We start from the raw sequence: 13478 nt of genomic DNA, 5'->3' as shown, positions 1-13478 counted from the left end.
GGTGGGCGTGCTCGTGGTCTCTCAGCCCGTCACGGCACTTGTCACCGTCATCTACCTGGGCGGTATCGCCTTGCTGCAGTACTTCGTGCTCAGCGGCAAGACGCGTCAGGCAGCTCGCGTCGCGCGAGATTCCGCGTTGCATGTGGCCGCCTTGATCTCTGGAATGGTCGCTTCACTCAAAGAGATCACGCTTCGAGACAAGGCTGATGAGGTCAGCGCCATCGTGCGGGTGAATCGCGCGCAGACGGCGCGTGCTCGCGCCAACTCGAGCTTTCTGGCCACGGTGCCGCGTTTCATCTTCGACGCGGCCATCATCGGCGGTTTCGTCGTGGTCGGCGGAGCCGCGATGCTCACGTCCGGAGGCGACATGAACGCGACGATCTCTGCGGTGGCGATGTTCGGCATCGCCGGATTCCGCCTTGTGCCGTCTCTGACCGGCTTCCAGACGGTGATCACCCGAACGATCACATCCGCACCCTACGTCGATACCGTGATCAGCGATATTGAGACATCGAAGACGTTCTTGGCGGGACAGGAGGTGCTCGGTCGCTCGCCACTTCCCGGGGAGCCCCGCCTGTTGGAACTGGATGATGTCTCGTTCCACTTTCCCGGTAGCGATGAACCCGCTGTGCGCGGGCTCAGCCTGAGCATCCCGATGGGGTCGACGGTGGGCATCGCGGGTGCATCCGGGGCGGGAAAATCCACTCTGATCGATCTTCTGCTCGGCTTGCTGACGCCGACCAGCGGCCGCATTCGCATCGACGGCCTGCCGGTGGAAGAAGTGATGGCCGCCTGGCGAAGCCATGTCGGGTACGTTCCGCAGGAGGTCACGCTCTTCGAAGGAACCATCGCTCAGAACATCGCACTGACGTGGGGCAGTGAGGTCGACATCGAACGGGTCGAGCAGGCGGCCCGACGAGCTCAGCTGTGGCCGATGATCATGCAGCGCCCCAATGGTGTGAACTCGCGCGTGGGCGAGCGCGGGCTGACGCTCTCGGGCGGCCAGCGCCAGAGGCTCGGCATCGCTCGCGCTCTCTACAGTGACCCGCTGGTGCTTGTTCTCGATGAGGCGACGAGCGCACTCGACACGAAGACCGAAGCTGACGTCGCTGACGCGATCCGCGAACTGCGCGGAGACGTAACGGTGATCGCCGTCGCGCATAGGCTCAGCACCATCAAGGACTCCGATGTGATCCTCTACATGAAAGATGGAACGGCACAGGCGCAGGGCACATTCGATGAAGTCATCTCACAGAGCCCAGACTTCGCAGGACAGGCTCGCCTGGCCGGGTTGATATGAGCAGCGCGGTCGCGCGACTGCGTCGAACAGCTGGAACGACCTATCGGCGCACACTTGAGGCATTTCCTGACGCTCTCACTGCCTGGCTACGCCCTCCGGGGCGACGGTTTTCCCTCGCCGACGTTCCTGCACCGGTGGAGCCGCCCGATGCGCCGGTGCGGGTCTTCATCGCTCCAGCGAACTTCGCCGCACAGGGGTACGCATTCGCACGTGCTGCCGAACGCCTCCATGGCGTCGGAGCTGTCAATATGCAGCCTCGTGCGGCACAAGACTTCGGCTTCCCTGCCGATTACAACGTTCCCTGGCCAGTCGCAGTCTCGTCCGGGACCTGGGCACGCCGACAGCGTGAGGCGGTGGGCCGAGGTTTCACTCACGTGCTTATCGAGGCGGAGCGCCCGATCTTCGGCGTCGCGTTCGACGGAGATGTCGAGCGTGAAGTTCGTTGGCTTCGCGAACGGGGAGTGTCGGTCGCATTGGTCAGCCACGGAACCGATCTACGCGCACCTCATCGTCATGCCGACGCTGATAAGTGGTCGCCGTTTGGTGGCGAAGAAATCGATCAGCAATGGGTCGCGAGACTTGAGAGCGTCGCGCAGCGCAATCGAAGCCTTGGTGAGCGGTTGGGCGTTCCGCTATACGTCGTGACACCCGAGCTCCTTCTCGACTGGCCAGCTGCGCAGTGGCTGCCGAACGTCGTCGATCCGGCACGGTGGGCGACGGCATCCGACGTGTTGACGAGCGACCGGCCAGTGGTCTTGCACGCGCCGACCAGTCCGAAGGTCAAAGGGACTGCTCTCATCGAACCCGTCATGCTCCGACTGGCGGAGCAGGGTGTGGTGGACTACCGGCGAGTGGAGAACGTTGCGGCAGATGAGATGCCTCGGCTGTACGCTGGCGCAGACATCGTGCTGGATCAGTTCGCGCTCGGAATCTACTCGACGACGTCGATCGAAGCGATGGCGTCAGGCCGATTGGTCGTCGCACACCTGAGCGATCAGGTGAGAAGTCACGTGAAGACGGTCACAGGAATGGAACCTCCGATCGTGGAAGCGACCCCCGACACGCTGGCGTCAGTCATACATGACATCGTCACCAACCCAGATCGCTATCGTCGGAGTGCGAACCTCGGGCCACAGTACGTCGCTGCGGTGCACGACGGAGAGTTCTCCGCACAGGTGCTGAGGCCGTTCTTGCACGCCGACGCTGGAGAGGATCAGTCGGCATGAATCTTCGAGACAACGCCGTGACGATCGCGCGTCGCGCACTGCAGGCCGTTCCGGATTCTCTTCTGTCTCGCGTGTTGCCAGGGCGACTGGCGTGGGACAACGAAGCCATGCAGGTGGCTCACGCACCAGATGCACGAGTGCGGCTGCTGGTCGCCCCGATGAACTCGGCCGGTCAGGGATACAGGTGGGCGCGCGCTGCCGAGCAGAATCTCATCGATGTAGGTGCGGTGAGCATGATGCTCACCAACCCGGCACGTGATCGCTATTCGTTTCCCGTCGACGTCAGTGTTCCGGAGAGCGGGTTCGTTTTCGCTAGCCGTTGGCAGCGCCGCCAGCGTCAGGTCATCATCGATGATTTCAGTCACGTTTTGCTTGAATCGGGACAGTATCCGTTCGGATCCTTGCCAGGTCGAACTCCGCTACAGGCCGTCGATGAGCTCACGCGGGAAGGCAAGTCCGTCGCATTGCTGTGGCACGGCAGTGACATCCGCGTCCCTAGCCTTCACGTGGAAGAAGAGCCGGACTCGCCATTCGGGCAGCGTGGAGGATACCCCCAGGCATCGACCGCGGTGCTTGAGACCAACGCACGAGCCCGGTTGCGTATGGTCACGGAAACTGACCTTCCCGTCTTCGTATCGACGCCGGGATTGCTGAACGTACCGCGAGCAAGATGGCTGCCCGTGGTCGTAGACATCGAACGGTGGGGGAGCGATGCAGCTCCGCTGCAGCAACAGGTTCCTACCGTCGCGTACGTTCCTAGCAACTCGCCGATGAAGGGAGACCCGTCAATTGACGTGCAACTGGCCGGGCTCGAAAGCGAGGGACTCATCCGCTACCGACGGCTAGAGAACATCCCATCGCGAGACATGCCCAAGATCTACCGTTCCGCGGACATCGTGCTTGACCAGTTTCGTCTCGGTGACTACGGCGTCGCAGCCTGCGAAGCGCTCGCCGCTGGCCGCGTTGTGATCGGGCATGTCAACGAACGCAATCGCGCGCGAGTGAAGGAGACGACAGGGCTGGAGCTTCCCATCGTCGAGGCTCGATTCTCTGACGTCGCCGCGACAGTGCGGCGGGTAGTCGAAGATCGAGAGGCTTTTGCAGAGCACGCCGCGAAAGGAACATCGTTCGCGCGCGCTGTGCACAGTGGCGCGGCATCCGCCGCGGCGCTGGCAGAGTTCCTGGGAACCGAGGTGCGCGAGAGATGACGAACCGAGAGGATTCAGAGATGCCAGATGCCAGTCGACCCCGAGTGCTGTGTATCTCATTCTCCGACATCAACGCCGACTCGCGCGTGCTGCGCCAGCTCGCTGTGCTCGCAGAGGATCACCACGTCACCACGCTCTGCTATGGCTCTCGTCCAGAGCATGCTTCTGATCACATCGAGATCGACCGCAATCTGCCCTCGTTGCCACAGACGCTCAGTGGCGTTGTGAAGCTCGGCCTGCGACGGTTCCGCTCCGTTCAGTGGGAAGCTCCGGCCACCCGCGTGGCGATCGAGAAGCTCGGCGACCGGCAGTTCGACATCGTCGTTGCGAACGAGGCGCGCGCACTGCCGTTGGCGTTTCGCATAGCCGGCACTCCGAGGATCTGGTGCGATTTGCACGAGTGGGCACCAGCCGAGCGCACCCACGTTCTCTCATGGAGACTGCTCGTCGCACCTTTTATGCGCTGGATCTGCGCGGAGTACCTACCCCGCGTCGATGCTGCCACGACCATCAACGAGTCGATCGCAGACATGTACCGCGACGATTTCGGCGTCGAGGCCGAGATCGTGCGGAACGCGATCGGATATCGTGCCGACCTCGCGCCGCGACCGGTGCAGGAGGATACCGTTCGCCTTGTGCACAGCGGCGGAGCTGTACCCGGTCGTAATATCGAAGCGATCATCGACGCCGTCGACGAACTGGGTGAGGGATACACGCTCGACCTCTACCTGATCGCCTCCCGTGACGGCAGCGCGTACTGGCGCGGGTTGCGGCAGCAGATCGCGAACAGCGAGAGAACCACCCTGCACGATCCGGTATCGCCTGAGCAGCTGCCTGACGCGCTCAACGAATACGATCTCGGAGTCTTCCTCCTCCCGCCCCTGACGCCGAATCATCGGCACATGCTGCCGAACAAGTTCTTCGACTTCGTCCAGGCGCGGCTGGGGCTGGTATTCGGAACATCCGTCGAAACTGACCGAATCATCTCAAGCCTCCAGCTCGGGGTCGTGACCCAAGGGTACGGCGCGCAGGACATCGTATCGGCCGTTCGTGCGCTCAGTCGCGCCGACATTGAACAGTTCAAGAAGAATGCGGATGCCGCAGCTGAAGCCCTGTCATCACGCGCTGACATCGCCACTGAGCGCGGTATCCTCGACCGTCTGTCGTGAGCCGTCGTCTCAGGCAGAGTCGGTGACGAAAGCCTGCGCCGGCGCGACGCCGTACACGGCACGGGCATGTGCCGGTGCCCAGTTCTTGGCCGCGCGCCAACCCGTGAGGATTCCGTCGCGTTCGAGGACGACGATGAGATCCGTTCGCTGGATGCATGCCCGCAGGGCGTCGTTTCGTCGAGCAGCGGCGGCGAAACGCAGTCCTGCATCCAGCGGGCTCAATCGCTGCAGATTGCGGCCGAGCGCGGAGCCGCCCAATAGTTTCTCGAGCCGCTGAGTCGCGCGATGCCACCGCGGCGCGATGGGGATCGAGGTGATCTCGGCATCCGGTGCCGAGCGTGACACAACGATGATCTCATCGTGGCTGGTCTGCAACTGTGCCAGCGCGCGAGCGACCGAGCCTGACGGCGAGATCAACACGATTCTCATACTGCAGCCCTCCGCTGGTCGACGAACCCTCTCAGAGCCTGTATCTGCGGATCAAGCTGCTGCGCTCTCTGGAACTGCTGCGCCCATTCCTGCGCGGCGGCGCGCTCATCCGCGGATTGTGCCGTCGCGGCCTCGGCGGAGGAGATCAGCGCTGCGGCAACAGCATCCGCTGACAGATCGGCGGCGGGAAACCATGCCGGTGCGTCGCGCAGGACGTCGCTGGCGGCGTTCACCGGATCATGGACGGACGCGATCGGAAGTCCGGTCGCGGCATACTCGAAAACCTTCCCGCTCGTGACGTACCGACCTGTTCCCAGGACGAGGAGCAGTGCATCGAAGCGTCCGTACACGGAACCGATATCGCGCTTGGAGACGGCTCCGTGATACGTGATGTCGTTCTCTGCCAGGGTCTCGAGCTGGCCGACGACGGATTGATTCGGCACGCCTGTGTGATTGAGATGCCCCCAGAGCTCGATGCGCGCCTTCTCGAGTGCTGGAGACAGCTCGCGCGCTCGTTTCCAGCCGGCCAGCAATGCGTCGATCGGGACGGCCGCAGAGATCGTTCCGATGTAGCCGAAGACCAACTCGTCATCGACGACGCGCTCGGCTGTCGCAGGAGACTCGTCGTAGCCGTTCGCGACGACGCGGAAGCGACTCGCCGCCTGGGGATACAGCTGTGCGTGCCACTGCAGAATCGGTTCGTTCACGAACCAGACGGCATGCGCGTCATTGATCAAGCGTGCTTCGAGCTTTGCCACTTCGCTGCTTGGGCTCGTCAACCGGGCGCCGCTGAACACGTCGAGCTGCCACGCGTCTCGATAGTCCATGACGTACGGAATCCCATAGCGCTCCTGCAGGTACAGACCGGGAACGAAGTCGACATTCGGATTCGCGGTGCCGAGTACGAGGTCGACCGGGTGGTCTCGGTGAACCTGGTCGGCTGCGAGCTCGAGTGCCGGCCGCCATCCGCCATAGGTGCGCTCAGGGAAGGAATGCTGCTCGCGTTTCGCATCGATGACGTTCCACAACTCCGGTGCGTGCGCGCGGAACCGGGACCAGGTGCGCAGATCATTCTCGTAGGCGGCGGAGTGGAATGGTACGCGGACGATTTTGATCGACGGATGCACGGTGCGCTCAAGCGATTCGTCGACCCCCGTCGACATCGTGAACACTTCGCGAGGCACGGTCAGCACGGTGACGTCCCATCCGGCTGTCGCGAAGGCATTGGCGCTCGCCCAAGCACGATAGACGCCGCTGCCTCGACAGGGAGGGAATCCCCAGGCGACGTAGAGGAGGTGCGGTTTCGCGGAGCCGGCTGCGTCGCGCATCGGCAGGGGTTCGGTGGGCATCCGTTTTATCGTAGCCGGGGTACGTGAGCAAGATGATCTTCGACAGGTTTTCGGAGTCGCGACGCGTAGACTGAGCACCCGTGAAGATCGTCAGCGTCGTGGGCGCGCGCCCTCAGTTCGTCAAACTTGCTCCCGTTCACAAAGCGATCAGGGCCGCTGGGGCGGACCACGTGATCGTCCACACCGGTCAGCACTACGACCCCATGCTCTCTGATGTCTTCTTCGACGAGCTCGGCATCGGAGCGCCCGACGTGCATCTGGGCGTCGGCAGCGGCAGTCACGGCGTTCAGACGGGCGCGATGCTCGCCGCTCTCGATTCAGTCTTCGACGAGCACCGCCCCGACTGGGTTCTGGTGTACGGAGACACCAATTCGACTGTGGCAGCCGCACTCAGCGCCGTGAAGATGCATATTCCGGTTGCTCATTTGGAGGCCGGCCTGCGCAGCTTCAACCGGCGCATGCCAGAAGAGCACAACCGCGTGATGACGGACCACGCCGCTGATCTGTTGCTCGCGCCGACGCAGGTGGCCGTCGACCACCTTGCAGCCGAGGGGCTGGCGCATCGCACGGTGCTCGTGGGCGATGTCATGACAGACGTTCTCTTCCAGGTACGAGATGAGGTCAGCGACAGGCCGTCAGTGCTGGTGGACGAGCTGGATCTGACCGCGGGCGACTATTATCTGGCGACGATTCACCGAGCCGAGAACACCGACGATCCTGGCCGTCTCGACGAGGTCATCGATGGCCTCGCTGGGCTCGACAAGCCGGTCGTTCTCCTCGCGCATCCGCGCGTCGTGGCGCGAGCCGCCGCTCACGGCGTCGAGCTGGCGAGAGGATCGCTGATCGTGCGCTCACCACTGGCATACGCCGATCTGATCGCTGCGGCGCTGTCGAGCGCTGGTATCGTGACCGACTCCGGCGGGCTGCAGAAGGAGGCGTTTCTGCTCGGCGTCCCCTGCACGACGGTTCGCACGGAGACGGAGTGGATCGAGACGGTCGAGCTCGGCTGGAACGTCCTGGCGAACACCGCGGAGGAGATTTCTGCCGGGGTGAGTCGTCCGCGACCTATGGCTACGGACGCCGCTCCGTACGGTGATGGGCATGCCGCTGAGCGTGTGGTCAAGACGTTGCTCAGCGCGGCAGGTTAAGCTGTCGGTTCGCTCGCGCGCGCTTCGCGTGCGAGCTGTCTCGCGGCGGTCTTGCGGTTCTGCCAGGCGCGCAGGAAGCGCTCCACAGGGCGCTCGATCCAGACGTGCAGCGCGCCGGCGGCCGCGATCGATCCGACCAGCAGGACAGCGATCCACAGGAGCCCCGTAAGACCGCTTACACGGTGACCGACGATCTCCAGTGTGAGATAGATCAGCGTCGCATGGATGAGGTAGAAGGCGTATGACCACTCGCCGAGCATCACGATGAAACGGGACCGGAACGCCGGCGACCTGGTCGTGCGCAGATCGCTGGATGCCGCGCAGCAGATCAGCAGCGCGAACAGGACGAGGAGCACTTCGCTGGCGAACTGCGCCATGAGCAGCTGCAACGGTTGGGTCAGGGTGAACCGATCGAGCACGCTGATGCCGAGCAGGTATCCGACGATCAATGATGCCGGAACCCACACCGACAGTCGAACGCGCCAACCAGCGCGGAACGCCCAGGCGAGACACATCCCCACGATGAACTCGTTGAGTCGCAGAATGGGCCACGGCAGGGATGCGAACCATCCGGTCGGATCCGTCACCATGATCACACGCCCGATGATGCTCAGCGCGACGATGCCGACGGCGGTGACGAGGGCTCCTCGTCCGGTGAGAAGCCTCAGCACTTTTGTCATGAACGGATGCAGCGCATAGAAGAACGCCTCGACCGTCAGCGTCCACGACGCCGGGTTGCCCGCAAACATCACGGTCGCATCCCGTGACCACCCTTGGATCATGAGCAGGCAGAGTAAGAGGATCGCCCAGTCGACGGGTTTGACCCATGTTTGTGCAGGGTCAGGTGCGAAGCTGTAGAAGACCGGAATAGCGAGCAGCAGCGTGATTAGATGAAGCGGGTAGATGCGCGCGAAGCGCCGCCAATAGAACGTGCCGATTCCGACGTTCTCCCGCCACGACCAGGTGAGAACGAATCCGGAAAGGATGAAGAAAAACGCGACGCCGAAGTTCCCGAAGCGAACCAACTCCGAGACCGGTCCCGGGAGCGTGACGAAGTTCCGAACATGGAACAGAAAGACTGCAAACGCCGCCCACCACCGCAAGCCGGTCAGCGAGTCCAAGCGGGGCAGTGTCGACTGCTGCAGTGAGCTGACCATAGATACATCAGTTTACGGTCGCTGGCAGAGAACTCTATCCTGGCGCACGTAGACTGGAACCCATGCGCATCGCCGTCGTGGCCCTCGGAAAGATCGGGCTTCCCCTCGCCGTCCAGTTCGCCTCTTCCGGTCACGACGTCATCGGCGTCGATGTCAATCAGAAGACTGTCGACACGATCAACGCCGGACGCGAGCCGTTTCCCGGTGAGGCCGAGTTGCAAGAGCGACTCGCCGACTTGGTTCCGGCCGGAAAGCTCAGGGCGACGACGTCGTACGCCGAGGCGATCCCCGGTGCAGATGCGATTGTTCTCGTCGCCCCGGTCTTCGTGAATGACGAGACGTGGGAGCCGGATTTCCAGTACATGGATTCCGCGACCACGTCGCTGGCCGAGCATCTGACCCCCGGAGCGCTGATCTCGTACGAGACCACCCTGCCGGTCGGCACGACGCGAAACCGCTGGAAGCCGATGATCGAGCAGGGATCCGGTCTGAAAGAGGGCGTCGACTTCCACCTCGCCTACTCGCCAGAGCGCGTGCTCACCGGGCGCGTCTTCGCCGACCTGCGCAAGTACCCCAAGCTGATCGGCGCGCTGTCGGATGAGGGCAACCGCCGTGCACGCGAGTTCTACGAGGCGGTGCTGCAGTTCGACGAGCGCCCTGATCTTCCCCGACCGAACGGCGTGTGGGATCTCGGCACGACCGAGGCGTCTGAGATGGCCAAGCTCGCCGAGACGACCTACCGCGACGTGAACATCGGCCTCGCGAACCAGTTCGGGCTGTTCGCCGCCGCTAACGGCATCGACGTCTACAAGGTGATCGAAGCCTGCAACTCGCAGCCGTACAGCCACATCCACCGGCCAGGCATCGCCGTCGGCGGGCACTGCATCCCGGTGTATCCGCGACTGTATCTGTCGACAGACCCCGATGCGGACATCGTGCGTGTTGCGCGCCAGCTCAACGCGTCGATGCCGGAACGTCTCGTTGCGCAAGCCGAGGGCATTCTCGGCGACCTGACGGGCCAGCGGGCTGTCGTGCTCGGTGCGGCATACCGCGGCGGAGTGAAGGAGACCGCATTCTCGGGCGTCTTCCCGACGGTCGACGCCCTCACATCGCGCGGGGCCAAGGTGCTCGTGCACGACCCGATCTACAGCGACGACGAGCTACGCGCGCTCGGCTTCACGCCGTATGCGCTGGGCGCCGACGTCGATCTGGCGATCCTGCAGACCGATCACGCCGAATACCGTGAGCTGGGGCCTGAGCAGCTCCCCGGTGTCAAACTCCTCGTGGACGGTCGTGCCGCGACCGATCCCAAGCTGTGGGCGGGAACGCCGAGAATCGTCGTGGGGACCGCGGCGTAACGCCTCGGCGATCTTCTCAGAGTCCGGCGAGAGCTCGAAGCTCGCCGAGCGACGCGCGGGAGGTATCCAGCGCATTCCGGGGATCCGAACCGGCGTCGAGAACGCTACGAAGCTCGTTGAGCGTGTTCGCATAGGAGACAACCGCGTCGCTCCAGTCGGATGCGATCGACTGCGGGGCCGCTGCGCTCGCGAGAATCTCTGCGTCCTGTTGGAGGGTCTCCACGATCTGAGCGCCCACCTCACGGTTGTCAGCGACGAGGTCGAGACCGCGGACGGCGTCATCGAGGCGCGGCTTTACCTCGGCGGTAAACGTTTCCAAATCAGGTTCGGGAACCGGCGGTGGAGTCGTGATCGGCGTCATCGACGGATCCGGCGCCGGGTCGGTTGAGTCCGACGGCGATGGGGATGGCGTCGGGGACGCGGATGACGAGGGCGAGCTCGTCGGCTGCGGATCAGCGCCGCGAGGAATCAGGAAGAACAGCACGACCGCCACTATGACGATAGCGGCCACGACGAGCCCCACGATCAGCCAGATGCGACCCTTGTTGCTCTTCTTCTCTGGGAAGTACCAAACAGCTTCGGGCTGGGGCTCGTCGCTCATCATCTCTCCAATGCGGGCATGGGCTGCCAGGTGCGGTCACGACTGATCTTGCCGCCATCGCGGATGCCGCGGAAGAGGTTGCTCGTGCCACGACCGGTTCGTTCGACGAAGAACAGCCGGATCAGCTCTTTGAAGAACGTCGCGGTGGTTCCTAGGCCGAACAAGACGGGGTTGTAGACGCCGTGCACACGGTAGTAGTGCTTGATGAAGGCGCGGTTTCGCATGATGTAGTACCGGTAGGCATTGCTGGAGGCGTTCATGTGACGCACGCCCATGTCCCACTGTTTGATCTCGCGCGTGCGTCGCAGCACGAACTCGTCCACGATCACAGCCGTGGTCAAGCGCGAGGCCATCCAGCCGTACATCTGGTCGTCCCAGTAGATGAAGAATCGCGGGTCGGGTAGACCGATCTGCTTGACGACGGAGCGATGGATGAACATGCCCTCGAAGCATCCGCTGTTCATCTCTTTGAAACCGGACTCGTCAAAGCCGGCCGGTGCGAAGGGAATCGGAATGCCCATCCGGTCGGCGATGCGGTATTGCCAGTAGAACTCGCTGCCGTCGTAGTCGTAGCGTCGACCCTGGATGCTCTTGAAGCGCGGTGCCCACTTGCCCATCTTCGCGAGTCCGTCGGGGATGACCTCGACATCGTCATCCATCATCCAGATCCACTCGCTGCCGAGCTCGTATGCCGCGCGCATCCCCTCGCTGAAGCCGCCGGAGCCGCCCGTGTTCGTCTCGAGGCGGTTGTAAACGAGCTCGGTGCCGATACGGTCGCGGAACGACTCCACAACCTCGGTTGTGTCGTCGACGGACGCATTGTCTGTCACGATGATGTGACCCGGCTTCGGGTCCATCATGGTGATGCTCTCGAGGAGCCGCTCTAGCAGGTGCGAGCGGTTGAAGGTCACGATGACGATCGCGGCGGAAGCCGGATCGAATGTGGCAGGTGTGCCGGTCATGTGTTTTCCTCGAAGGTGTGCTCCCAGGATTGAGGCGAGACCAGGTCTGGCAAAGCCGACTGGTATTGCTTCTGCAGCTCTGGCCAGCGGCGTTGCAGTTCGCCGTGCAGACGCAACGTGTCGCGGAGGAGTCGGCGGAACTTTGCGCGGTCACGTGTATAGATGTTCTTGCCGGAGCCGTCGGCGGCGCTCACAAGCGCGCTGTCGTATGCCGGAAGCCGCCACCACTGCGCGTCGCCCTTGCCGAACTCGACCTCAGGCCGCGACACGTTCGCTGGACGCGGCTTGTGAAGCCAGTGCGCTGCGAGCGTCGTCAACGTGAACATCCGCAATCGCAATCCCGTCGGGCTGTCGAATTCGTTCTTCGATAGCTGCTTGTACACACGACGTCCGAAGCGCGAATGAAGGACGGTCGACGGGTCACGGTGTACAACGGTCTCAGGAAAATCCCCGGCAAGTGCTCTGGCGGCCGGCATTGCGGTCGCGAGGTTCTTGCGCATGTGCTGAGGCCCCGAGAGAACGTCTTGCAACGCTCGCATACGCAGAGCGACCGGGTAGTACTGCATCATCATGAGGTGCTTGAGATCGACACGACGGCTATGCCTGATCAAACGACCACCGCGAGGTGCTCCCGAATGCAGCAAACCCGCAACGAGTCGATTACGAGCGTGAAAATAGGCCTGCCAGTCGATGGAGTCGTCTTTGTTCACCCACGACACATGCCACAGGGCAACGCCCGGCATCGACACCGTCGGGAACCCCGCCTTACCCGCGCGCAGGCAGAACTCGGCATCATCCCATTTGATGAACGCAGGCAGGGACAGCCCGACCTTGCGGATCACCTCGAGTGGGATCAGGCACATCCACCAGCCGTTATAGTCGGCGTCCATACGCATGTGCAGAAGCTTTGACTGGCGTAGGTTGGACGTGCCGAAGTCGTGAGGCATCTTCTCTTGATAGAGGTTGCGCCACATGAAGGGTGACTCGTCGACGACTTCCGCCCAGCCATGCAGTTTCGGCCGGTCAAGCAGATCAAACATGTGCCCGCCGACGAGAACCGGGTTCGTGGCGTATTGCCCGAAGACGATCGATCGGCGCAATGATTCGGGCTCGATGCGCACGTCGTCATCCAGTAGTTGCACGAAGTCGCTCTCGGGGCGTTGGGAGGCCTCGTGCATCGCGCGGGCGAACCCTCCGGATCCGCCGAGGTTCGGCTGGCGAATGACCGCGAGATTTTCCCCGAGTGTTTCAGCAACTTCGGCGTAGCCTTCCTGCTCTGCGACCAGTTGCGTCCCTTGGTCGATGAGGAAGATGCGGTCAACGAGTTTCAAAGCGTCAGGTGCAGCTGCAAGGGCCTGCAGAGTCTCTACGCAATAGTCAGGCTTGTTGTACGTCGTGATTCCTAACGATGCCTTGCCGTTGCGCGCCGGTTCTTGTTCCGTCGTCCACTCCGCACCTCGCAGCACCGCCTGCTTTTCGTCGGCAACGATGTCGAACCACAGCCAACCGCCGTCGCTGTAGTGAGTGAGCTGAAGATCGAAATGCGTCGTGCTCTCGCCCGTGACCTCACG

Annotated in this window: 12 protein-coding genes; 6 read left to right on the top strand and 6 right to left on the bottom strand. The window is 63.0% G+C overall.

The features are described 5' to 3' along the window. The 4 genes from Q1J95_RS09650 to Q1J95_RS09635 form a co-directional block, all read left to right on the top strand. On the top strand, positions 1-1300 hold a 1300-nt coding region (locus tag Q1J95_RS09650; protein ID WP_300267304.1), incomplete at its 5' end, for an ABC transporter ATP-binding protein. Positions 1301-1434: 134 nt separating this feature from the next. Further along, entirely contained in the window at positions 1435-2526 is a 1092-nt protein-coding gene (locus Q1J95_RS09645; protein ID WP_300267303.1) for a hypothetical protein, read from the top strand. Further along, a complete protein-coding gene (locus Q1J95_RS09640) occupies positions 2523-3734 on the top strand; it encodes a hypothetical protein (RefSeq protein ID WP_300267302.1) in 1212 nt (403 codons plus the stop codon). Before Q1J95_RS09645 ends, Q1J95_RS09640 begins: the two co-directional genes overlap by 4 nt. Positions 3735-3754: 20 nt before the next feature. Then, entirely contained in the window at positions 3755-4903 is a 1149-nt protein-coding gene (locus Q1J95_RS09635; RefSeq protein ID WP_300267301.1) for a glycosyltransferase, read from the top strand. A 9-nt stretch (positions 4904-4912) separates the two neighbouring features. Here Q1J95_RS09635 and Q1J95_RS09630 read toward each other — a convergent pair whose 3' ends face one another. Further along, positions 4913-5332: a hypothetical protein gene (locus tag Q1J95_RS09630; protein ID WP_300267300.1), complete on the bottom strand. Its 420-nt coding sequence runs from the start codon at positions 5330-5332 to the stop codon at positions 4913-4915. Then, positions 5329-6681, bottom strand: a complete 1353-nt coding sequence (locus Q1J95_RS09625) for a glycosyl transferase (RefSeq protein ID WP_300267299.1) — start codon at positions 6679-6681, stop codon at positions 5329-5331. The genes Q1J95_RS09630 and Q1J95_RS09625 overlap by 4 nt, the downstream gene beginning before the upstream one ends. An 80-nt stretch (positions 6682-6761) precedes the next feature. Here Q1J95_RS09625 and wecB point away from each other — a divergent pair, with 80 nt between their 5' ends. Then, a complete protein-coding gene (gene wecB, locus Q1J95_RS09620) occupies positions 6762-7829 on the top strand; it encodes a non-hydrolyzing UDP-N-acetylglucosamine 2-epimerase (RefSeq protein ID WP_300267298.1) in 1068 nt (355 codons plus the stop codon). On the opposite strand, the gene Q1J95_RS09615 is transcribed toward wecB, so the two are convergent. Beyond that, a complete protein-coding gene (locus Q1J95_RS09615) occupies positions 7826-8986 on the bottom strand; it encodes an acyltransferase (protein WP_300267297.1) in 1161 nt (386 codons plus the stop codon). The two genes, wecB and Q1J95_RS09615, sit on opposite strands and share 4 nt — an antisense overlap. 62 nt (positions 8987-9048) lie before the next feature. On the opposite strand from Q1J95_RS09615, the gene Q1J95_RS09610 reads away from it, so the two are divergent. Beyond that, positions 9049-10344 carry a nucleotide sugar dehydrogenase gene (locus Q1J95_RS09610; protein WP_300267296.1) on the top strand — a complete coding sequence of 432 codons (1296 nt, stop codon included), beginning with the start codon at positions 9049-9051 and terminating at the stop codon, positions 10342-10344. A gap of 16 nt (positions 10345-10360) precedes the next feature. Here the strand turns inward: Q1J95_RS09610 and Q1J95_RS09605 are convergent, their stop codons facing one another. From Q1J95_RS09605 to Q1J95_RS09595, 3 genes are all read right to left on the bottom strand, one after another. Next, entirely contained in the window at positions 10361-10945 is a 585-nt protein-coding gene (locus tag Q1J95_RS09605; protein WP_300267295.1) for a hypothetical protein, read from the bottom strand. Further along, positions 10945-11907: a glycosyltransferase gene (locus Q1J95_RS09600; RefSeq protein ID WP_300267294.1), complete on the bottom strand. Its 963-nt coding sequence runs from the start codon at positions 11905-11907 to the stop codon at positions 10945-10947. The genes Q1J95_RS09605 and Q1J95_RS09600 overlap by 1 nt, the downstream gene beginning before the upstream one ends. Further along, a partial coding sequence (locus Q1J95_RS09595; RefSeq protein WP_300267293.1) for a glycosyltransferase occupies positions 11904-13478 on the bottom strand: 1575 nt, incomplete at its 5' end. The genes Q1J95_RS09595 and Q1J95_RS09600, both read right to left, overlap by 4 nt.

The organism is Microbacterium sp., from assembly GCF_029263575.1.
In the GTDB taxonomy this organism is placed as follows: domain Bacteria; phylum Actinomycetota; class Actinomycetes; order Actinomycetales; family Microbacteriaceae; genus Microbacterium.
Note: the sequence above shows the minus strand (reverse complement) of the source record. Positions and strands in the feature narration are given on the sequence as shown.